Annotated in this window: 22 protein-coding genes; 8 read left to right on the top strand and 14 right to left on the bottom strand. The window is 67.3% G+C overall.

Annotation, left to right across the window (positions count from 1 at the left end):
• The first annotated feature begins 160 nt into the window (after window positions 1-160).
• From rho to ACM26W_RS16950, 7 genes are all read left to right on the top strand, one after another.
• The gene (rho, locus tag ACM26W_RS16980; RefSeq protein WP_416138152.1) at window positions 161-1,420 is read left to right on the top strand and encodes a transcription termination factor Rho; all 1,260 of its coding nucleotides are present in this window, start codon (window positions 161-163) and stop codon (window positions 1,418-1,420) included.
• Window positions 1,421-1,649: 229 nt separating this feature from the next.
• Window positions 1,650-3,137: a 4-hydroxy-3-polyprenylbenzoate decarboxylase gene (ubiD, locus tag ACM26W_RS16975; RefSeq protein ID WP_416138151.1), complete on the top strand. Its 1,488-nt coding sequence runs from the start codon at window positions 1,650-1,652 to the stop codon at window positions 3,135-3,137.
• Between the two features lie 18 nt (window positions 3,138-3,155).
• Window positions 3,156-3,935 (top strand): NAD(P)H-flavin reductase, encoded by a 780-nt coding sequence (locus ACM26W_RS16970; protein WP_416138150.1) that lies wholly within the window; start codon window positions 3,156-3,158, stop codon window positions 3,933-3,935.
• On the top strand, window positions 3,932-4,645 hold the full coding sequence (folM, locus tag ACM26W_RS16965; RefSeq protein WP_416138149.1) for a dihydromonapterin reductase: 714 nt from the start codon (window positions 3,932-3,934) through the stop codon (window positions 4,643-4,645). Before ACM26W_RS16970 ends, folM begins: the two co-directional genes overlap by 4 nt.
• Window positions 4,646-4,717: 72 nt before the next feature.
• Window positions 4,718-4,861, top strand: coding sequence for a hypothetical protein (locus ACM26W_RS16960; protein WP_416138148.1), 144 nt, complete (start codon window positions 4,718-4,720; stop codon window positions 4,859-4,861).
• Window positions 4,862-5,202: 341 nt separating this feature from the next.
• A complete protein-coding gene (locus ACM26W_RS16955) occupies window positions 5,203-6,303 on the top strand; it encodes a 3-deoxy-7-phosphoheptulonate synthase (protein ID WP_416138147.1) in 1,101 nt (366 codons plus the stop codon).
• A 68-nt stretch (window positions 6,304-6,371) separates the two neighbouring features.
• A complete protein-coding gene (locus ACM26W_RS16950; RefSeq protein ID WP_416138146.1) occupies window positions 6,372-6,884 on the top strand; it encodes a DUF3087 family protein in 513 nt (170 codons plus the stop codon).
• A gap of 63 nt (window positions 6,885-6,947) precedes the next feature.
• Here the strand turns inward: ACM26W_RS16950 and ppk1 are convergent, their stop codons facing one another.
• Window positions 6,948-9,158, bottom strand: coding sequence for a polyphosphate kinase 1 (gene ppk1, locus ACM26W_RS16945; protein ID WP_416138145.1), 2,211 nt, complete (start codon window positions 9,156-9,158; stop codon window positions 6,948-6,950).
• Window positions 9,159-9,201: 43 nt separating this feature from the next.
• On the bottom strand, window positions 9,202-10,200 hold the full coding sequence (gene hemB, locus ACM26W_RS16940) for a porphobilinogen synthase (RefSeq protein WP_416140916.1): 999 nt from the start codon (window positions 10,198-10,200) through the stop codon (window positions 9,202-9,204).
• Window positions 10,201-10,419: 219 nt separating this feature from the next.
• On the opposite strand from hemB, the gene elbB reads away from it, so the two are divergent.
• The gene (elbB, locus tag ACM26W_RS16935; RefSeq protein WP_416138144.1) at window positions 10,420-11,082 is read left to right on the top strand and encodes an isoprenoid biosynthesis glyoxalase ElbB; all 663 of its coding nucleotides are present in this window, start codon (window positions 10,420-10,422) and stop codon (window positions 11,080-11,082) included.
• A 174-nt stretch (window positions 11,083-11,256) separates the two neighbouring features.
• Here elbB and tatC read toward each other — a convergent pair whose 3' ends face one another.
• The 12 genes from tatC to argS all read right to left on the bottom strand — a co-directional run bounded on the left by tatC (window position 11,257) and on the right by argS (window position 21,388).
• Complete coding sequence (gene tatC, locus ACM26W_RS16930; protein WP_416138143.1) at window positions 11,257-12,024, bottom strand: twin-arginine translocase subunit TatC; 768 nt, start codon at window positions 12,022-12,024, stop codon at window positions 11,257-11,259.
• Complete coding sequence (gene tatB / locus ACM26W_RS16925; protein ID WP_416138142.1) at window positions 12,021-12,473, bottom strand: Sec-independent protein translocase protein TatB; 453 nt, start codon at window positions 12,471-12,473, stop codon at window positions 12,021-12,023. Before tatB ends, tatC begins: the two co-directional genes overlap by 4 nt.
• A gap of 6 nt (window positions 12,474-12,479) precedes the next feature.
• Window positions 12,480-12,746 carry a Sec-independent protein translocase subunit TatA gene (gene tatA / locus ACM26W_RS16920; RefSeq protein ID WP_416138141.1) on the bottom strand — a complete coding sequence of 89 codons (267 nt, stop codon included), beginning with the start codon at window positions 12,744-12,746 and terminating at the stop codon, window positions 12,480-12,482.
• 85 nt (window positions 12,747-12,831) lie between these two features.
• Window positions 12,832-13,167, bottom strand: a complete 336-nt coding sequence (locus ACM26W_RS16915) for a phosphoribosyl-ATP diphosphatase (protein ID WP_416138140.1) — start codon at window positions 13,165-13,167, stop codon at window positions 12,832-12,834.
• A 35-nt stretch (window positions 13,168-13,202) separates the two neighbouring features.
• Window positions 13,203-14,825, bottom strand: coding sequence for a ubiquinone biosynthesis regulatory protein kinase UbiB (gene ubiB / locus ACM26W_RS16910; RefSeq protein ID WP_416140915.1), 1,623 nt, complete (start codon window positions 14,823-14,825; stop codon window positions 13,203-13,205).
• On the bottom strand, window positions 14,825-15,460 hold the full coding sequence (locus tag ACM26W_RS16905; protein WP_416138139.1) for a ubiquinone biosynthesis accessory factor UbiJ: 636 nt from the start codon (window positions 15,458-15,460) through the stop codon (window positions 14,825-14,827). Before ACM26W_RS16905 ends, ubiB begins: the two co-directional genes overlap by 1 nt.
• On the bottom strand, window positions 15,460-16,227 hold the full coding sequence (ubiE, locus tag ACM26W_RS16900) for a bifunctional demethylmenaquinone methyltransferase/2-methoxy-6-polyprenyl-1,4-benzoquinol methylase UbiE (protein WP_416138138.1): 768 nt from the start codon (window positions 16,225-16,227) through the stop codon (window positions 15,460-15,462). The genes ACM26W_RS16905 and ubiE overlap by 1 nt, the downstream gene beginning before the upstream one ends.
• A 93-nt stretch (window positions 16,228-16,320) precedes the next feature.
• A complete protein-coding gene (locus ACM26W_RS16895) occupies window positions 16,321-16,704 on the bottom strand; it encodes a gamma-butyrobetaine hydroxylase-like domain-containing protein (RefSeq protein ID WP_416138137.1) in 384 nt (127 codons plus the stop codon).
• A 286-nt stretch (window positions 16,705-16,990) separates the two neighbouring features.
• Complete coding sequence (gene hslU, locus ACM26W_RS16890; protein WP_416138136.1) at window positions 16,991-18,313, bottom strand: ATP-dependent protease ATPase subunit HslU; 1,323 nt, start codon at window positions 18,311-18,313, stop codon at window positions 16,991-16,993.
• 11 nt (window positions 18,314-18,324) lie between these two features.
• A complete protein-coding gene (gene hslV / locus ACM26W_RS16885) occupies window positions 18,325-18,843 on the bottom strand; it encodes an ATP-dependent protease subunit HslV (RefSeq protein ID WP_416138135.1) in 519 nt (172 codons plus the stop codon).
• Between the two features lie 130 nt (window positions 18,844-18,973).
• The gene (locus tag ACM26W_RS16880) at window positions 18,974-19,699 is read right to left on the bottom strand and encodes an SPOR domain-containing protein (protein WP_416138134.1); all 726 of its coding nucleotides are present in this window, start codon (window positions 19,697-19,699) and stop codon (window positions 18,974-18,976) included.
• 3 nt (window positions 19,700-19,702) lie between these two features.
• A complete protein-coding gene (gene argS / locus ACM26W_RS16875; RefSeq protein ID WP_416138133.1) occupies window positions 19,703-21,388 on the bottom strand; it encodes an arginine--tRNA ligase in 1,686 nt (561 codons plus the stop codon).
• Window positions 21,389-21,523: the final 135 nt, after the last annotated feature.

The following is a 21,523-nucleotide window of genomic DNA, read 5'->3' as shown; positions in this document are numbered from 1 at the left end:
CTACCCTCTGCGGTTGCCCTTCCCATGGCCATCTGGATACAAGATGACGAGTGACACCTGTCCGGGCTCTGAACGCACCTCACGCGGCGCTATCGTCTCGCCTCCCGCCACACGCGGCGCACCGACGCCCGGCTTCCACGAGCAATCTCTGATCACACCGATGAATCTTACCGACCTCAAGCAAAAGTCCGTGCCGGATCTTCTGGAGATCGCCCGCGAGATGGGCATCGATAACCTGGCGCGCTCCCGCAAGCAGGACATCATCTTTGCCATCCTCAAGAAGCACGCCAAGAGCGGTGAGCCGATCTACGGCGACGGCGTGCTGGAGATCCTTCAGGACGGTTTCGGCTTCCTGCGCAGCGCCGACAGCTCCTATCTGGCCGGGCCCGACGATATCTACGTCTCGCCCTCCCAGATCCGGCGCTTCAACCTGCGCAAGGGTGACTCCATCTCCGGCAAGATCCGGCCGCCCAAGGAGGGCGAGCGCTACTTCGCGCTACTGAAGGTCAATGACATCAACTTTGACCGGCCGGAGAACGCCAAGCACAAGATCCTGTTCGAGAACCTCACGCCGCTGTTCCCCGACGAGCGTCTGCGCATGGAGATCGGCAACGGCTCTACCGAGGACCTCACGGCGCGGATCATCGACCTCACGGCACCCATCGGCAAGGGCCAGCGCGGCTTGCTGGTCTCTCCGCCCAAGGCGGGCAAGACGCTGATGCTGCAGAACATCGCCACCTCCATCACCCGCAACAACCCCGAGTGCCACCTGATCGTGCTGCTGATCGATGAGCGCCCGGAAGAGGTGACCGAGATGTCGCGTACCGTGCGCGGCGAGGTGGTGGCCTCGACCTTCGATGAGCCGCCGGCGCGTCACGTGCAGGTGGCCGAGATGGTGATCGAGAAGGCCAAGCGCCTGGTCGAGCACAAGAAGGACGTGGTGATCCTGCTCGATTCCATCACCCGCCTGGCGCGTGCCTACAACACCGTGGTGCCGAGCTCCGGCAAGGTGCTCACCGGTGGCGTGGACGCCCATGCCCTGGAGAAGCCCAAGCGGTTCTTCGGCGCGGCGCGCAACATCGAGGAGGGCGGTAGCCTGACCATCATCGCCACGGCGCTGGTGGACACCGGCTCCAAGATGGACGAGGTGATCTTCGAGGAGTTCAAGGGCACCGGCAACATGGAGGCGCACCTGGACCGCAAGCTGGCCGAGCGCCGCGTCTACCCGGCGATGAATATCCGCCGCTCCGGTACTCGCCGCGAAGACCTGCTCGCCTCCGAGGACGAGATGCAGCGCATGTGGATCCTGCGCAAGCTGCTCAACCCCATGGATGACACCGCGGCCACCGAGTTCCTGATCGACCGCCTCAAGGATACCAAGACGAACCTCGAGTTCTTCGAGGCGATGAAACGCCGCTGACCATCACTGCCGGGAATGCTACTGTGCGGCTGACCCGGCGACAGGCCCCGGAGCGCCGGACCGACGAGGGGGCGCTGTGAACCCCTCCCTGGGCGCTACCGATGCCATCCCTGGCATAGGACCCCCTCTTCGGCCTGTCCCCGGCGCCGCTTACCATGGCAACTCAGCAGACGTATTCAAGGGGCATGCTATGCTGCCCCTTTCGTCGTACTGGAGCCGGGAAATCCGAATGAAGTACAAGGACCTGCGGGAGTTCATCGCCGCCCTGGAGGCCCGGGGCGAGCTGCAGCGCATTACCGCCGAGGTGGACCCCTACCTCGAGATCACCGAGATCTGCGACCGCACCCTGCGTGCCGGCGGCCCGGCATTGCTGTTCGAGAACGTCAAGGGGCACGACATGCCGCTGCTCGGCAACCTCTTTGGCACGCCGAAGCGGGTCGCCCTGGGCATGGGCCAGGACAGCGTGGAAGCCCTGCGCGAGGTGGGTGAGCTGCTGGCCTTCCTCAAGGAGCCGGAGCCACCCAAGGGCTTCCGCGACGCCTGGGACAAGCTGCCGATCTTCAAGCAGGTGATGAGCATGGGGCCGAAGAAGGTCCGCTCGGCGCCGGTACAGGCGCTCGTCTATGAGGGTGACGAGGTCGACCTCGACCGCCTGCCGATCCAGCACTGCTGGCCCGGCGATGCCGCTCCGCTGGTCACCTGGCCGTTGGTGATCACCAAGGGCCCCCACAAGGCGCGCCAGAACCTCGGCATCTACCGCCAGCAGAAGCTCTCGAAGAACCGCCTGATCATGCGCTGGCTGTCGCATCGCGGCGGGGCCCTGGACTTCCAGGAGTTCCAGCAGGCGCACCCCGGCGAGCCCTTCCCGGTGGCGGTGGCGCTGGGTGCCGATCCGGCCACCATCCTCGGCGCGGTGACCCCGGTGCCGGATTCGCTCTCCGAGTACGCCTTCGCCGGGCTGTTGCGCGGCTCGCGTACCGAGCTGGTCAAGTGTGGCCATGCCGATCTTGAGGTTCCCGCTTCGGCGGAGATCATCCTGGAGGGTTTCATCTACCCGGATGACACCGCCCTCGAGGGCCCCTACGGCGACCACACCGGCTACTACAACGAGGTGGACCATTTTCCGGTGTTCACGGTGACGCGCATGACCATGCGCGAGAATGCCATCTATCACTCCACCTATACCGGTCGCCCCCCCGACGAGCCGGCGATCCTGGGGCTGGCGCTGAACGAGGTGTTCGTGCCGATCCTTCGCCGCCAGTTCCCGGAGATCGTCGACTTCTACCTCCCGCCGGAGGGCTGCTCCTACCGCATGGCGGTGGTGACCATGAAGAAGCAGTACCCGGGTCATGCCAAGCGGGTGATGATGGGCGTGTGGAGCTTCCTGCGCCAGTTCATGTACACCAAGTTCGTGGTGGTGCTCGACGACGACGTCAACGCCCGGGACTGGAAGGATGTGATCTGGGCCATCACCACGCGCATGGATCCGGCCCGGGACACCGTGCTGGTGGAGAACACGCCCATCGACTATCTGGACTTCGCCTCGCCGGTCTCCGGCCTGGGCTCCAAGATGGGCCTGGACGCCACCAGCAAGTGGCCCGGAGAGACCGACCGCGAATGGGGGGTGCCCATCGTCATGGACGAGGCCGTCAAGGCCCGCGTCAGCGAGCGCTGGAACGAGCTGGGCATTGAGCTCCCCGACACGAAGACCCCCTGACAACCGTATGAGGCATTCATGACGCCAAGGACCCTGACCTGCCTGGTCGACGAGGTCGAGGACCTCACCCCGGACGTTTTCCGGGTGCAGCTGGAGGGCCGCCCCGAGGCGGTGGCCCACGCCCCGGGCCAGTACCTGGAGCTGAGGCTCGACGACGAGACCTGGGTGCCCTTCTCCATCGCCAATGCCCACGGCGGCGACGGCGTGATCGAGCTGCATATCCAGCACTGGCCGGAGCGTGAAAATTCCGCGCGTATGCGTGACCTGGTTCAGGTGGCCAGCCGGCTGACCCTGCGCCTGCCCGGCGGCGACTGCGTGCTCGACCCCGACAGCACCCGCCCGCTGCTGCTGATCGCCGCCGGCACCGGCTTCGCCCAGATGAAGGCGATCGCCGAGGCGGCACTGGCGCATCACCCCGGGCGGCAGATCGACCTGTGGTGGGCGGCCCGCGAGCGGCGCCAGCTCTACCTGGAGCGCCTGCCCATGGAGTGGGCCGAGGCCTACCCCGGCTTTCGTTTCCATCCGGTGACCGAGCTGGCCCCCGAGGAGCCCTGGGCGGGTGAGCGGGTGGTCGGCCACCGCGGGCGCATCGACCAGGCCCTGGCCTATGGGCTCGACGACGTCTCTGGCCAGGACGTCTACCTCTCCGGCTCGCCGGGCATGGTCTACGCCTGCGTGGACGTGCTCGCCTCGTTGGGCATCACGGCATCACGGACCTTCTCCGACGTCTTCGCCTATGCGCCCCGCGACCCGCTGGTCCCGGTCACCGGCAGCTTGATCAAGGAGGGGCGCGGATGAGGGCCTCGCCGATCCTGATTACCGGTGGCGCCCAGCGGCTCGGGCGCCACTGCGCCGAGCGGCTGGTCGATGATGGCCACCCGGTGATCATCAGCTATCGACGCGAGCGGCCGGAGCTCGATGCGCTGCGGGAACGCGGCATCGTCACCCTGCCGGCCGATTTCTCGACCGAAGCGGGCATCCTCGACTTTCTCGCGCGGCTCAAGGAGGCGACCCCCTCGCTCAGGGCGATCGTCCACAATGCCAGCGACTGGGCGCCGGACTCCAGTGGCCCCGAGGCCGGCGCCACCTTCGAGCGGCTGTTCCGGGTGCACATGCTGGCCCCCTACCTGATCAACCTCCACGCCCGCGAGCTGCTCGAGGCATGCAGCGAACCCCAGCGCGACATCGTGCACATGACCGACTACGTGGTGCAGAAGGGCTCGAAGAAGCACGCCGCCTATGCCGCCTCCAAGGCGGGGCTCGACAACCTCACGCTGTCGTTTGCCGCCATGTACGCCCCTGCGATTCAGGTCAACGCCATCGCGCCGGCACTGATCATGCTCAACGAGGGCGACGACGAGGCCTATGCCGAGAAGGCCCGCGCCAAGTCGGCCATGGAGATGGTCCCCGGGCCGGGGGTGATCTACCAGAGCCTGCGCTACCTGCTCGACAATCGGTATGTCACAGGCGTCACCCTGCCGGTGGACGGTGGGCGTCACCTTCGCTGAGCCACTACCTTCTGCACCCTTGCCAGCCCCGACACGATGGGGCACGATAGGAGAAGTACACAGGAGATGCCCATGACCGCAACCGCCACCGACATGCACCGCTGCCACGCCGCTTCTGCCGGCGCCGTTGCGTGTGGGGTCGATCCGGCTGCCTGCGGTCGGGGCTATTGGTATGGCGACTTTATGACCGGTGTGCCGGCGGCCATGTCTGACTAGAGAGTCCTGAGCAGCAGACGACATCGCCGGGAAGCACACCCCACCAGGGTCGCCTCCCGACAGAACCCCCGGAAGGCTACCCGCCCCGGGGGTTCTGCGTTTTCGGCCTGGCGATGAGCCCCGGGCATCACGATGACCCAGATATCACGATGATAGAGAGGAGAGGCACCATGATCGCATCCACCGCTTGCGCCATTCGCCCGCTGACCGGCTTCACCGGCTATTACGGCTATTGGCGATTTAGCGAGCTGCGGTCGTGCCAGTGTGCCACCTCCGACCGTAGCGCCATCGGTGGCACCCGACCGACACGATGTATGACCGCTACCCGGAGTTGATGACCCATGAACGCCTCCCTTGCCGCAGCCCTGACCCAGGCCGACCCCCGCACCGCTGAGCCCAGTGGTGCTGATCAGAGCACCGCCGCGCCGAACGCCATCAGCCGGGCGCTGCCCACCGCCGGCGAGCTGCGCCACGCCCTGCCCCTCGAAGACGACCTGGCCCGGCGGGTCAAGCGACAGCGCCAGGCCATCCGCGATATTCTCGCCGGCCGCGACGACCGCCTGCTGGTGGTGGTCGGTCCCTGCTCCATCCACGATCCCGAGGCGTCCCTGGAGTACGCCCGCCGCCTCGCCGAACTGGCGCCGAAGGTCGCGGATCGCCTGCTGCTGGTGATGCGGGTCTACGTGGAGAAGCCGCGCACCACCGTGGGCTGGAAGGGGCTGGCCTACGATCCGGATCTGGACGGCTCGGGCGACATGGCCCGCGGCCTCGAGCTCTCGCGGCAGCTGATGCGCGAGGTCGTCGCCATGGGCCTGCCGGTGGCCACCGAACTGCTGCAGCCGATGCTGGCTCCCTACCTGGAGGACCTGCTGGCCTGGGTGGCCATCGGCGCCCGCACGACGGAATCCCAACTGCATCGCGAACTGGCCAGCGGCCTCGACGCCGTAGTCGGCTTCAAGAACGCCACCGGCGGTGATATCGGCGTGGCCCTGGACGCCGTGCGAGCCGCCGCTCATCCCCACAGCCACTTCGGCCTCGATCCGGAGGGGCGCCCAATGGTCCAGCAGACCGCCGGCAACGCCCACACCCACCTGGTGCTGCGCGGCGGTCACGGCGAACCCAACTACCAGGCTCGCCATGTGCAGGCGGCAAGGCGCGCGCTGGAGGAGGCCGGTTTGACGCCGCGCCTGATGGTGGACTGCAGCCACGCCAACGCCCGCAAGGACCACCGCCGCCAGAGCGAGGTGCTGCTCGACGTGCTGGCCCAGCGCCTGGCGGGGGAGACCACCCTGGCCGGGCTGATGATCGAGAGCCACCTCCATGAGGGCAAGCAGTCGCTTGTGCCCGGCCGGCTGCGTCGCGGAGTCTCGGTCACCGACGCTTGCATCGGCTGGGAGACCACCGAGCACCTCCTGCTCAGTGCCGCCGAGCGCCTGCGCTAAGGCCTGTACCCCGGGGGGCGGAGCCGGGATAATCACCTCGATTTCCGACTCGCCCCCCAGGAGGCCCCATGTCATTTCGGTTCGAAGCGCACGACCCCGAGACCTACCGCCGCAAGGCGAAGATGATCAGCCTGGCCATGGCCGGCCAGCTGATCGTCTTCGGGCTGGTCTTCGCCCAGCTGCTGCAGGCCGCCTTCGACGGCGGCTTCTGGCTCAACCTGGTGGGGGTGCTGCTGGGTCTGGTGGCGACCAGCCTGACCTTCGCGGTGCTGCGCGAGCGCCCCTGGATGACCGAGATGCGCTATGTCTGGCAGCTCAAGCATCACCTGTCACGGGTCAGCGCCTACCTGCCTGCGCTGCGCCGTGGCGTGGTGGAGGACAACGGCACGGCGCTTGCCATTCTCAGCTTCTACCACCAGGGCATGGCCCAGCTCGCCGAGCTCAACGGGCGCACCCTGGACGACGATTCCGAGCTGCTCGCCGAGCGCCAGACGGTGCGCCTCGCCCGCCAGGAGCGCGGCCTGCCCGAGCGGGTCGACGGCTTCGACCCCCAGGACCTGGCCGCCTTCAAGCGCGGTTGATCCCCTCGTACGATGCTTCCTTCCTGCACCTCTCCCTGCGGGTGCCATTTCCTGCGGGAGCTATCAGGCCTTGGCGGCGTAGGCGTAGAGCAGCGTCTCCTGGGCGCTGATCGGCGCCGCATCGCCGGGCTGCTGCTTGATGTAACTGCCGTCGGGCTGCAGCCGCCAGCTCTGGCAGTTGTCCACCAGGTAGGTCTCCAGATCCTTGCGGACCCGGGCGGCCAGCTTCCTCTCACGCAGCGGGAAGCAGGTCTCCACCCGGTGGAACATGTTGCGGCTCATGAAGTCGGCGCTGGAGGCCCACACCTCGGGCTTGCCGTTGTTCTGGAAGTAGAACACCCGGGTGTGCTCCAGGAAGCGGCCGATGATCGAGCGCACTCGGATGTTCTCCGATACTCCGGGGACCCCGGGCCGCAGGCAGCACATGCCGCGGATGATCAGGTCGCACTCCACCCCGGCGCGGGAGGCCCGGTAGAGGGCCTGGATCAGCTTCGGTTCGGTGAGCGAGTTGCACTTGATGATCAGGTGGGCGCGCCGGCCGCGCCGGGCATGCTCCGCCTCGCGTTCGATCATCGCCACCATGCCCTCGTGGAGCGTGAAGGGGGCGTGCAGCAGGTGCTCGATATGCCGGGCACGCCCCATGCCCGAGAGCTGCTGGAACACCTGGTGGACGTCCTCGCAGAGCGCCTCGTCGGCGGTGAGCAGGCTATAGTCGGTATATAGCTTGGCCGTCTTCGAGTGGTAGTTGCCGGTGCCCAGGTGCACGTAGTAGCGCAGCCGCCCCTTTTCGCGGCGCACGATGTGCATCATCTTGGCGTGGGTCTTGTAGGCCATCACTCCGTAGATGACGATGGCACCGGCCTCCTGGAGGCGTGAGGCCAGCACCAGGTTGTCCGCCTCGTCGAATCGGGCGCGCAGTTCGATGACCACCGTCACCTCCTTGCCGCCACGGGCCGCCTCCACCAGGGAGTTGACGATGGGGGAGTCGGCGCCGGTGCGGTAGAGGGTCTGCTTGATGGCCAGCACCGAGGGGTCCCGGGCCGCTTCGGCGAGCAGCTCCTCCACCGGCGAGAAGGACTGGAAGGGGTGATGGAGCAGGATATCGCCGGCGGCGATGGCATCGAACAGGCTGCCGTCCTTCTTGAGGTTCTTGGGCAGCCCCGGGATGAAGGGGCGGTAGAAGAGCTCGGGACGCTCCAGGTCGCCCAGCAGGGACATCATGCGGGTCAGGTTGACCGGGCCCTTGACCCGGTAGAGGTCGTCCTCGCCCAGCGCAAACTCCCTGAGCAGGAAAGCCGCCAGCTCGTCGGGGCAGGTGTCGACCACCTCCAGGCGCACGCCGCTGCCGTAGCGACGGGCCAGCAGCTCGCCGCGCAGCGCCGAGGCCAGGTCCGAGACCTCCTCCGGGTCCATGGTCATGTCGGCATTGCGGGTCAGCCGGAACTGGTAGCAGCCGCGGACCGTCATGCCCGGGAACAGCTCCTCGGCGTGGGCGTGGATCATCGAGGAGAGGAAGACGGCTTCGCTGAAGCCCTCCTCGCACAGTTCGGCGGGCAGGGCGATCACCCGGGGCAGCGAGCGGGGTGCCGGCAGGATGGCCAGCCCTCCCTCGCGGCCGAAAGCGTCCTTGCCCTCGAGTTGGACGATGAAGTTGAGACTCTTGTTGACCAGCCGCGGGAAGGGGTGCGAGGGGTCCAGCCCGATCGGGCTGATCACCGGCATGATCTCCTCGTGGAAGTAGTCGCGCGCCCAGGCCTGCTGGGACTCGGTCCACTCGCTGCGACGCCGGAAACGCAGCCCACGCTCCTCCAGTGCCGGCAGCAAGATGTCATTGAGGATGCAGTACTGGCGCTCGATCTGTTCGTGGGCGATCTGCGAGATCTCGGCGAGTACCGAACTCGGCGAGCGCCCGTCGAAACCGGTGCTTTCATCGCCCAGCGTCACCCGGTGCTTGAGGCCGGCCACCCGGATCTCGAAGAACTCGTCCAGGTTGGAGGAGAAGATCAGCAGGAACATCAAGCGGTTGAGCAGCGGGTGCGCCTCGTCCAGGGCCTGCTCCAGCACCCGGATATTGAATTGCAGATGGGAGAGCTCACGATTGAAGTAGAGGCTCGGGTCGTCCAGTTCCGCCTCAGGCAGCGCCTTGGGCTTGATGCCGGTGCGTGTCTGGTTGAGACGCGGTGCCGGCGTGTCGAGTGCGCTCCCCTCACCCGGCGTGTCGGCGGCGCGGGGCTCGGTCAGGGGGGCGTCGGCTTCGGGACTGCGGTCTTCCATGGGCAACTCTCTTCGGGTCCTGGAAGGGGCGCAGCCCCCTCCGTCACTGGGCGAGCAGGCGGGCCGCCCGCTTGGCAAAGTAGGTCAGCACGCCGTCGGCGCCGGCGCGCTTGAAGCAGGTCAGCGATTCGAGAATCACGCTGTCGGCATCCAGCCAGCCGTTCTCGAAGGCGGCCATGTGCATGGCGTATTCGCCGCTCACCTGATAGGCAAAGGTAGGCACCTTCAGCTCATCCTTCACCCGACGCACCACGTCCAGGTAAGGCATGCCGGGCTTGATCATCACCATGTCGGCGCCCTCGGCCAGGTCCAGGGCCACCTCGTGGAGTGCCTCCTCGCCATTGGCCGGGTCCATCTGGTAGGTGCTCTTGTCGGCCTTGCCCAGGTTGGCGGAGGAGCCCACGGCGTCGCGGAAGGGGCCGTAGTAGCGCGAGGCGTACTTGGCGCTATAGGCCATGATGCGGGTGTTGACCAGGTGTTCCTGCTCCAGCACCCGGCGGATCTCGCCGATGCGCCCGTCCATCATGTCGGAGGGGGCCACCACGTCGGCGCCGGCTTCGGCGTGGGAGAGCGCCTGCTTGAGGAGCGTCTCCACGGTGCGATCGTTCAGTACATAGCCCTGCTTATCGATGATGCCGTCCTGACCGTGGCTGGTGTAGGGGTCCAGCGCCACGTCGGTGATGATGCCGAGCCCAGGCAGGGCCTCCTTGAGGGCCCGAACGCTGCGCTGCACCAGGCCCGAGGCGCTGTAGGCCTCCTCGGCCAGTTCGCTCTTCAGCGAGGCGTCGACCACCGGGAACAGCGCCAGGGCCGGGATGCCCAGCAGATGCGCCTCGCGGGCCTCCTCGATCAGCAGGTCCAGCGACAGGCGCTCGACCCCCGGCATGGAGGGTACGGCCTCGCGCTGGTTCTCGCCGTCCAGCACGAACACCGGCCAGATCAGGTCGGCGGGCGTCAGGGTGTTCTCGCGCATCAGTCGACGCGAGAAATCGTCGCGGCGCATGCGGCGCAGGCGGGTCGCGGGGAACTGGCGGGTGGTCATGAAACTCAAGGCGATTCTCCAGCGGTGGTCGCCGCGCTGGTGGCAGTCTGGCGGCGCGGGATGACAGTTTGATGACGATGTGTCGTGGCTGACCATCAGTATATCAGCGCACCGGTAAGCCGAAAGTCTCGCCTTGTCGCACCCGGACGTTCGCTCTAGAGTGTGGGATTCGATTATCGGGCCCGCCCGTTGGCGGGTGACCCATGCAAGGAGACAGGCATGAGCAAACAGGTGGCGGTGATCCTCTCGGGCTGCGGTGTCTTTGACGGCGCCGAGATCTACGAGACCACCCTGACCCTGCTGCGACTCGACCAGCTGGGCATCGGCTATCGCTGCTTCGCCCCGGACATCGAGCAGCACCAGGTGATCGACCATCGCAGCGGCGAGGTGGCCGAGGGCGAGACCCGTAACGTGCTGACCGAGTCGGCGCGCCTGGCCCGCGGGGAGATCTCGGCACTGGACGAACTCGAGGCCGAGGACTTTGATGCCGTGATCCTGCCCGGCGGCTTCGGTGCCGCCAAGAACCTCTCGAACTTCGCCGAGGCCGGCGCCGACATGCGGGTGCATGAGCCCCTGGCCGAGGCGCTGAGGGCGTTTCGTGAGCTGCGCAAGCCCATCGGCCTGATGTGTATCAGCCCGGTGCTGGTGCCGCGCCTGCTGGGCAACGGCATCTCGGTGACCATCGGCCACGACCCGGGGGTCTCCGGCGCCATCAGCGCCATGGGCGGCCTGCACCGCACCTGCGGCGTGGAGGAGATCGTGGTGGACTTCGAGAACCGCGTGGTCACCACCCCGGCCTATATGCTGGCGACCCGCATCAGCGAGGCGGCCACCGGCATCTTCAAGCTGGTCGACCGCATCGACGAGCTGATGGATCTCTGAACCGACGGCCGGCGCACCGGAGCACCGGCTGCGCCGGGACCTTTAAGCCGGAAGATCGGCGCTTAGCGTCTGGAAGCTGGAATAAAATCGCCCCCATGGCAGGACCATGGGGGCGATCTGTTTCAGGCTGCTTTCCAGCTTCCAGCTTCCAGCTTCCAGCTTCCAGCTTCCAGCTTATGAGTCTTCCTTCGCCTCGCGTTGCTGCTTCTTGCGCCGCGCCAGGCGGCCGAACAGCAGGCCCACCTCGTAGAGCAGGTACATCGGCACCGCCAGCAGGCTCTGGGAGATCACGTCCGGCGGGGTGAGCAGCATGCCCACCACGAAGCAGCCCAGGATGATGTAGGGCCGCTTCTTGGAGAGGCTCTCCACCGTGGTGGCCCCGGAGGCGATCAGCAGGAAGGTGGCGATGGGGATCTCGAAGGCCACCCCGAAGGCGAAGAACAGCTTGAGGACGAAGTTGAGGTAGGCGTTGATGTCGGTCATCACCGCCACGTTCTCGGGCCCCGTCTGGGTGAAGAACTGGAACAGCAGCGGGAAGACCACGTAGTAGGCGAAGGCCGCCCCGGCGTAGAACAGCATCACGCTGGAGGCCAGGATCGGCAGCGCCAGCGCCCTCTCGTTATCGTAGAGGCCCGGGGCCACGAAGGCCCAGGCCTGGTGCAGCACGTAGGGAATGGCGACGAACACCGCGACCACCAGGGTCAGCTTGAAGGGCGCCAGGAAGGGCGAGGCCACTTCGGTGGCGATCATCTGTGACCCCTCCGGCAACAGCGCCATCAGCGGCTGGGCTACGAAGGTGTAGATGTCGTTGGCGAAGGCGTAGAGGCCCAGGAAGATCACCAGGATCGCCACCACGGCGCGCAGCAGCCGCGAGCGCAATTCGATCAGGTGTTCGATCAGCGTGGCCTGGTGCTGTTCCGGGCTGTCACCGGTCTTGCTCATCGTGAGGAAGCGTCCTTGTCGGCGGCGGAAGACAGGGGGCGTTTATCGGGCCGTTTGTCGTCGGGGCTATCATCGCTGCCTGGGCCATCACGGCGAGCACTGGCCAGGGCGTCGTCCAGGCGCTGCTCGGGGCCGGGCGCCGATGTGGCGTCCTGGTCACGGGCGCGGGGCTGGTCGGCGGGACGGTCGGGCTCGGCGAGACTCTCCACGTCGCGCTGGACCTGACGCACGCTCTCGTCGAGCTTCTTCTGCTGCTCGTTGAGCTTCTGGCGCAGCTCCTCCGCCTCGAGCTGGGCACTGATCTCGCGCTGCATGCCGGAGACGGTGCGCTTGATCTTGCCGATCCACAGCCCCGCCGTGCGCGCCGCCTTGGGCAGCCGCTCCGGGCCCAGCACCAGCAGGCCGACCACACCGATGAACATGAGTTCGAGAAAGCCGATATCAAACATGGCGGCTTACTTGCGCTCTTCCTGTTCCTCGGGCTTGCGCTCGGCCTGGACGTCGTAGGTGTTGGTCTCTTCCTTGTGGTCCACCCGCGCCTGGACGTCGTCCTTCTCCTCGTCCTTCCCCTCGCCCTTCTCCTCCTCGTGCATGGCCTTCTTGAAGCCCTTCACGGCGCCACCCAGGTCGGTGCCGACGTTGCGCAGCTTCTTGGTGCCGAAGACCAGGATGATGATGCCGAGTACGATCAGCAGCTGCCAGATACTGATACCACCTAACATGAGTGCTTCCTCTGGATCGGGGCCCCGGCCTGTCCGGGAGCCGTGTGAATCTGATGTGTCTTGGAATTCATTGGGGCCTGGGAATTCATTGGGGCCTGGCGGCCTTCTCGTCGTGGCCGGAGACGCCGAAGCGGCGGCCCAGCTCTTCGAGTACGGCGCGGTGATCGAGGTCGAGGTGTGACAGCATCACCAGGCTATGAAACCACAGGTCGGCGGTTTCGGCGATCAGCGCCTGGCGTTCCGCCTCTCCGCCGCCTTCGGCATCCTTGGCGGCCAGCAGGGTCTCGGTGGCCTCCTCGCCGATCTTCTCGAGTATCTTGTTCAGGCCCTTGTGATGCAAGGCGGCGACGTAGGAATCCTGCGGATCTCCCTGGCGGCGTTGATCCAGGACAGCTTGCAGGCGTTCGAGAATATCGCTCATGGATGAAGGTTCCGTGACGTGGATAGAGGAGGGCATCAGTGCCAGGCCAGCAGGGCCAGGCCGATGACGGCGGCGGTCAGCGCCGGCCAGGGCTGGCCGGCGGCCCACTGGGCCAGCGGCTGCCAGGCTAGCGACAGCGCCACCAGCAGCAGCCCCAGGCGCAGCCGCCGGCCGCGTCGCCCCTCGCGTACCAGCTGCTGGCGGATGCCGCCGAGTGCCTCGCCCTGGCGGCGGCGCTGGCGCTTCTCCTGGTCCATCCGGGAGAGCGCCTGGTGGGCCAGCACCGGCAACTCGGGCAGCTGACGGGTCAGCTCCGGCGCCTGGCGCTTGAGGGACTCCCAGAACCCGCTGGCCCCGGCGCGCTCCTTCATCCACTGCTCCAGGAAGGGCTTGGCGGTCGCCCACAGGTCCAGGTTGGGGTAGAGCTGGCGGCCCAGCCCCTCGATGTTGAGCAGGGTCTTCTGCAGCAGCACCAGTTGGGGCTGCACCTCCATATCGAAGCGCCGGGCGGTCTGGAACAGGCCGAGCAGCACCTGGCCGAAGGAGATGTCCTTGAGCGGCTTCTCGAGGATCGGCTCGCACACCGTTCGGATCGCCGCGGCGAACTCGTTGGCCCGGGTATTCTCGCCGACCCAGCCCGACTCGATGTGCAGCGCCGCCACCTCGTAGTAGTCCTGATGGAAGAAGGCCAGCAGGTTGCGCGCCAGGTAGTCCTGATCCTCGCGGGTCAGGCTGCCGACGATGCCGCAGTCGATGGCGATGTACTGGGGATCCCGGGGGTGCTCGCTGGCGACGAAGATGTTGCCCGGGTGCATGTCGGCGTGGAAGAAGTTGTCGCGAAACACCTGGGTGAAGAAGATCTCCACGCCGCGCTCGGCGAGTCTCTTGAGGTCGGTCTCCTGGGCCTCGAGGGCGGCGATGTCGGCCACCGGAATGCCGTAGATGCGCTCCTGCACCATCACCCGCTGGCGGGTCAGCTCCCAGTGGATCGCCGGCACATAGAGCAGCGGCGAGTTCCGGAAGTTGCGCTTGAGCTGGGAGGTGTTGGCGGCCTCCTTGTGCAGGTCGAGCTCGTCGAACAGCGTCGCCTCGTAGTCACGCACCACCTCTACCGGCCGCAGGCGGCGCATCTCGGGCACCAGGGTCAGCAGCTGGGCGAACCGATAGAGAAGGGCCATGTCCTGGCGCATCACCCGGTCGATGCCGGGGCGGATGATCTTGACGACGACCTCCTCGCCGGTGTGCAGGCGTGCGCCATGTACCTGGGCGATGGAGGCCGAGGCCAGCGGCTCGGCGTCGAAGCGGGCGAAGGCCAGCGCTACGGTCATGCCGAGCTCATCCTCAACCACGGCGCGGGCCTGGTCGCCGGGGAAGGATGGCACCTGATCCTGCAGCCGCCTGAGCTCGTCGGCGATGTCCTCCGGCAGCAGGTCGCGGCGGGTGGAGAGCATCTGACCGAACTTGACGAAGATGGGACCCAGCGACTCCAGCGCCAGGCGTAGCCGGGCACCGCGAGAGCGCTCGCCGATGGGCACCAGGCGCAGGGGGGAGAGGCGCAGCAGGGTGCGCGGCACCCAGGGCAGCCGTGCCAGGGGAATCAGAGTGTCGAGCCGGAAGCGGGTGATCACCCAGAAGATGCGTAGCAGCCGCAGCAGCATCATGGCGTCATCCGCTCGGCTTGCTGCTCCGTCAGGCGGCGATGCAGGCGCGCCAGGCGTGCCTCCAGGCGGTCGGTGGAGATCTCCAGTTCGGTGAGGTGGTCACGCAGCACCTCCAGCTGGGGACGGCCGGGCAGCAGCCGGGCCTCCTCCAACAGGTACTCGGAGAGGTCGGCGCAGAACTCATCGCGGGTGCGCAGCCCGAAGCGGCCCAGGCGTCGCAGCCCTTCGGCCAGGCTATTGGCGGGCACATCGCCCAGCCAGCGGGCCAGCTCGCCCTCCCAATCCAGGTCGAGGTCGAGCAGCAGGTCGCGGGTCGCCTCCAGCAGCGGTATGCGTCCGCGCACCGCCAACCTCCCCTGAAACATCAGCCGTTCCAGGGAGGCGCCGCCGAGCAGGGCGCCGGCGGTCTCGGCGTCCAGCTCTACCACGGCATCGAAGGCCTCTTCCGCCAGATCACCCGGGCGCTGCAGGTCGAGGCCGTGGGGGTGGTAATGGATCGCCAGGGCCAGGTCGGGGTTCTCCAGGCGCAGCAGCAGCCTCTGCCCGGCGAGCCGGGCCAGGCGTGAGGACGCCGCCGGGTCTCGGGCGAGCAGGGTATTGAGGGTGCGCTCCAGGCCGGCTAGCAATAACATTATAACTTGATGCCGCGGTGCAGGGCGACGATGCCCCCGGTGAGGTTGGTGTACTCCACCCGCTCCAGGCCGGCCGCTTCCATCATCGCCTGGAGGGTCTCCTGGTCCGGGTGCATGCGGATCGACTCGGCCAGGTAGCGGTAGCTGTCGGCGTCACTGGCCACCAACTCGCCGATCTTCGGCAGCAGGCGGAAGGAGTACTCGTCGTAGACCGTCGAGAGCAGGGCGCTGGGCGGCTTGGAGAACTCCAGCACCAGCAGGCGCCCACCGGGCTTGAGCACCCGGGCCATGGAGCGCAGGGCGGCGTCCTTGTCGGTGACGTTGCGCAGGCCGAAGGCGATGGTGATGCAGTCGAAGGTGTTGTTGGGGAAGGGCAGACACTCGGCGTTGGCCTGGACGTACTCGACGTTGCCGCCCACGCCGCGATCGAGCAGCTTGTCGCGCCCCACGCGCAGCATCGACTCGTTGATGTCGGCCAGCACTACGCGCCCACGCGGCCCCACCAGGCGCGAGAACTTCAGGGTCAGGTCGCCGGTGCCGCCGGCGATATCGAGCACGCTGTGGCCCGGGCGCACCCCGGCGCGTTCGATGGTCAGGCGTTTCCACAGGCGGTGAATGCCGAAGGACATCAGGTCGTTCATGACGTCGTAGCGGGCGGCCACGGAGTGGAAGACGTCGGCCACGCGGGTGGCCTTCTCATCGACGGGCACTTCCTGGTACCCGAAGTGGGTGGTCTGCTGGTCCCTGGAGCTGGGGTTGGCGCTCATGCGATGGGGCTCCCGAATCGCTGCATGGGAGAGGCCGGTGCCTCGGATGGGCGCCATTGTAGCGTCCCGCGATGGCGATTGTCTTGACGGGGGTTAGAGCTGCTTGATTTCGATGCCCAGGGGCTCGCGGCTGGCGCCGGCGTCCTTCAGGCGCTGCAGGTAGTCGGCCCAGTTGGCCTCGCGGTGTTCGATCAGCCACCACAGGTAGTCCCAGCTGAACAGGCCGCTGTCGTGCCCGTCGTCGAAGTGCAGCTTGAGGGCGTAGCGGCCGGCCTGGGTGATGTCCTTGAGGCCGACGAACTTCTTGCCCACCTGCAGGGTGGCGGTATCGCGACCGTGGCCGCGCACCTCGGCGGAGGGGGAAAAGACCCGCAGGTACTCGACGGGGAGTCGGTGGCTCTGGCCATCGGCATAGCCGAGCTCGAGTTCCTGGGCCTTGCGGTGATAGTGCACCTTGGTGGGGATGGGGGCTGACATGGGATCACCTTCGGTGAGCTTGAAGCTGGAAGAGCGCCGCTTCGCGGCTGGAAGGCCCGGGCTGTGCCCGGAGCTGGAAGAACGCCCGCTTCGCGGGCTTAAGCTGGAAGCTTGAAGAAAACCCTTGACACTGGGTTGGGTGGCAACAAGCTGCCTTCCAGCTTCCAGCTTCCAGCTTCCAGCTTCCAGCTTCCAGCTTCCAGCTTCCAGCTTCCAGCTTCCAGCTTCCAGCTTCCAGCTTCCAGCTTCCAGCTTCCAGCTTCCAGCTTCCAGCTTCCAGCTGGGGTTAGAGAATATACCGCGACAGGTCCTCGTCCTTGGCCAGCTCGCCGAGCTGGGAGTCCACGTAGGCGGCGTCGATGGTCAGTGGCGTGCCGACATCGCTGCCACTGAAGGAAGCCTCCTCGAGCAGGCGCTCCATCACGGTGTGCAGGCGGCGCGCGCCGATGTTCTCGGTCCCCTCGTTGACCTGCCAGGCGATCTCCGCGATGCGCTCGATGCCGTCGGGGGTGAACTCGACCTCGAGCCCCTCGGTGGCCAGCAGTGCCTGGTACTGCTTGGTGAGCGCCGCGGAGGGCTCGGTGAGGATGCGCTTGAAGTCATCAGGCGTCAGGGCGTTGAGCTCGACGCGGATCGGCAGGCGGCCCTGCAGCTCGGGGATCAGGTCCGAGGGGCGCGACAGGTGGAAGGCGCCGGAGGCGATGAACAGGATATGGTCGGTCTTGACCATGCCGTACTTGGTGGAGACCGTCGAGCCCTCGATCAGCGGTAGCAGGTCGCGCTGCACGCCCTCGCGGGAGACCTCGCCGCCGCTGGACTGGCCGCTGCCCTTGGTGACCTTGTCGATCTCGTCCAGGAAGACGATGCCGTGCTGTTCCACCGCCTCGATGGCGCGGGCCTTGATCTCCTCCTCGTTGACCAGCTTGCTGGCCTCCTCGTCGCGGAGCAGGGCGAAGGCGTCCTTCACGGCGACCCGGCGGGTCTCGGTCTTCTGCTTGCCCATGCCGGAGAACAGGCTGGAGAGCTGCTGGGTCATCTCCTCCATGCCCGGCGGGGTCATGATGTCGATGCCGGGACCCTGCTGGGTGAGCTCGATGTCGATCTCCTTGTCATCGAGCTGACCCTCGCGCAGCTTCTTGCGAAATATCTGACGGGTGGAGCTGTCATGGCGAGGCTCATCCTCCTGGCCGCGAGGCGGCGGCAGCAGGGCGTCGAGGATGCGATCCTCGGCGGCGTCCTCGGCGCGGTGGCCCACCTCCTCCTTGGCCTGCTCGCGCACCAGCTTGATGGCGGCTTCGGTCAGGTCACGGATGATCGAGTCTACGTCGCGGCCCACATAGCCCACCTCGGTGAACTTGGTGGCCTCCACCTTGATGAAAGGGGCGCGGGCCAGCTTGGCCAGGCGCCGGGCGATTTCGGTCTTGCCCACCCCGGTGGGGCCGATCATCAGGATGTTCTTGGGCGTCACCTCGTGGCGGAGCTCGGCGTCGAGCTGCATGCGGCGCCAACGATTGCGCAGGGCAATGGCCACGGCGCGCTTGGCGTCCTGCTGGCCGATGATGTACTGGTCCAGGGCGTGGACGATCTCGCGGGGGGTCATCTGGGTCATGATGGCGGCCTTCAGAGCGTTTCGAGGGTGACGTTGTGGTTGGTGAACACACAGATATCGCCGGCAATCGCCAGCGACTTCTCGGTGATCTCCTTCGCCGACAGGTCGGTGTTCTCGAGCAGCGCCCGGGCCGCGGCCAGGGCGAAGTTGCCGCCGGAGCCGATGGCGATGATGCCGCGCTCGGGCTCCACCACGTCGCCGTTGCCGGTGATGATCAACGAGGCATCCTTGTTGGCCACGGCCAGCAGCGCCTCGAGGCGGCGCAGGGCGCGGTCGGTACGCCAGTCCTTGGCCAGCTCGACGGCGGCCTTGACCAGATTGCCCTGGTACTTCTCCAGCTGCGCCTCGAAGCGCTCGAAGAGGGTGAAGGCGTCGGCGGTGCCGCCGGCGAAGCCCGCCAGCACCTCGCCGCGGTAGAGCCGGCGCACCTTGCTGGCGTTGCCCTTCATCACGGTGTTGCCCAGCGACACCTGGCCGTCACCGGCCAGCGCCACCTGGTCACCGCGGCGCACGGATACGATCGTGGTCATGGAGGGAAGTCTCCTTGGGGGAGCGGGTGGCTCCCGATGACTTTCGGCGCCGCGGGGGTGGCCCGGGCGCCGCAAATGAGCTGTAGGGAGAGGTGTGGGCGCCGGGGGGGGATTTCAACCGTCCGAGCGGTCAGTTCTGGAGCCGGATCAGCAGCGGTTCAATGCCCTGGGTGACCATCAGGTCCTGGGCGCGGTTGAGCTCGCGGTTGTCATCGTAGGGGCCGACCTGGACGCGGTGCCAGGTCTGGCCGCCGGAGGCCTTGACCTCGCTGACCTGGGCCAGCAGGCCGAAGTCGCGCAGCCGACCCTGGAGCTGCTGGGCGTCGCCGGGCTCACGGAAGGAGGCCGCCTGCAGCATGTAGCGGTGGCCGTTGCTGGCGGCGGGCTCGGCCGCTGGCTCCGGTGCGCTGTCGGCGGCCAGGTTGGCGGCAATCACCTGAGCGATGGGGTCGTCACCGGCCTCGGCAGCTGCCGTCTCCTCGACGGGAGGCGGCGCCGGCGGTCGGGCCGTGGAGGCGGGCATCTCGCCGCGCGGGGCGATCACCTCGGACTCCGGTAGCAGGGTATAGAACTCGAAGGTGGGCATGCGCGGCTCGCTGGGCGCTGCCGGTGCCGAGGGTTCGCTCTGGGGCTCCGGCGGGGCGCTGCGTGGCAGCACCGTGGCCAGGGGAGAGTCCTCCACCTGCCAGGGGGCCGTGCCGTGCTGGTGCTGGGAAAGCAGGAAACCGGCCACCACACCGGCCAGGCCCCAGACCCAGCCGGGCAGTCGCCACTCCCGGCGCGTCTTGTTGCCGGGCTGGCGGCGGCTGCTCGTGGCGCCGCGCCGCTTCGGCGGTGGCTGCTTGCGAGTCGCCATGGCTTACATCTCCTCGGGGGCACTGACTCCCATCAGGTCCAGGCCGTTGCGCAACACCTGGCGGGTGGCCAGGCCCAGGGCCAGACGGGCATTGCGTAGGGCGTCGTCCTCGACCATCACCTTCACCGCGTTGTAGCAGGTGTGGAAGTCGGCAGCCAGGTCCAGCAGGTACTGGCCAATCTGCTGGGGTTCACGGAAGGCGGCGGCGTGCTCCACCACTTCGGGGTAGCGGGCCAGGCGATTCATCAGTGCCTTCTCCTGGGCTTCCTCGAGCCGACCCAGGCTCGCCATGGCCAGGGAGTGATCGAAGGGCTGGCCATCGGACTCGGCGCGGCGCAGCATGCTGCACACCCGGGCGTGGGCGTACTGGACGTAGTAGACCGGGTTGTCGTTGGACTGGGAGCGCGCCAGGTCGATGTCGAAGGTGAGCTGGGAGTCCGCCCGGCGAGCAGCCAGGAAGAAACGCGTGGCGTCGCGGCCCACCTCGTCGATCAGGTCGCGCACGGTGACGTAGCTGCCGGCGCGCTTGGAGAGCTTCACCTCCACGCCGGAGCGGGTGACCATCACCATCTGATGCAGCACGTAGTCGGGCCAGCCCTCGGGAATGCCGGCTTCCAGGGCCTGCAGGCCGGCGCGCACCCGGGTCACGGTGGAGTGGTGGTCGGCGCCCTGCTCGTTGACCACGCTGCCGAAGCCGCGCTGCCACTTGTCGAGATGGTAGGCCACGTCGGGCAAAAAGTAGGTGTACTGCCCGTCGGACTTGCGCATCACCCGGTCCTTGTCGTCGCCGAAGGTGGTGGTGCGCAGCCACAGGGCGCCGTCCTGCTCATAGGTGTGGCCCTTCTCGACCAGGCGCTCGACGGCGGCCTCTACCTTACCGTCGCGGTAGAGCGAGGACTCCAGGAAATAGACGTCGAAGTGCACGCCGAAGGCCTTGAGATCGAGATCCTGCTCACGGCGCAGGTAGGCCACGGCGAACTCCTGGATCGCCTCGAGGTCGTCGGGGTCGCTCTTGGCGGTGACGTGGCGGTCGTCGGCATGGACGGTCTCGCCGGCCAGGTAGGCGTTGGCCACGTCGATGATATAGCCGCCTCGGTAGCCATCGGCGGGCCAGCTCTTATCCTCGGGGTCCAGCCCCTTGACGCGAGCCTGCACCGAGAGCGCCAGGTTGCTGATCTGGGCGCCGGCATCGTTGTAGTAGAACTCGCGGGTGACGTTGTACCCGGTGGCCTCGAGCAGGCGGCAGATGCAGTCGCCGATGGCCGCGCCGCGGCCGTGGCCCACGTGCAGGGGCCCGGTGGGGTTGGCGGAGACGAACTCCACCTGCACCTTGGCGCCCTGTCCGGTCAGGCTGCGGCCGTAGGCGTCGCCGGCGTCGAGCGCCTGGCGCACCACCTGGGCGGCGGCGTCGGTGGCGGCAAAGAAGTTGACGAAGCCGGGGCCGGCGATTTCCACCTGGCTGATGGCGTCACTCTCGGGCAGGGCGGCGATCAGGGCCTCGGCCAGCTCGCGGGGCTTCCTGCCGGCGGGCTTGGCCAGCATCAGTGCGAGGTTGGTGGCGTAGTCGCCGTGTGCCTTGTCCCGGGTCGGGTCGACCTTGATGGGTGGCGCGAGGTCGGCGGGCAGCACGCCCTGCTGCTTGAGGGTGTCGAGGGCGCCTTCGAGCAGCGAAACAATGGTCTCTTTCATGGAGCGTTGGTTGTCCTGTGGCGCCGGGCTGATGTGGCACGCCCGTCGGCGGGCATTTGGGCGCACATTATCGACAATTGCGCGCTGGCTTTAAAGAGCCAGGCTGCGCCTGGAGCTAGAAGCCATAAGCTTGAA

This window comes from Halomonas sp. HK25 (assembly GCF_047795635.1).
GTDB lineage: Bacteria > Pseudomonadota > Gammaproteobacteria > Pseudomonadales > Halomonadaceae > Halomonas.
This window is presented reverse-complemented; position numbering and strand designations above follow the sequence as displayed.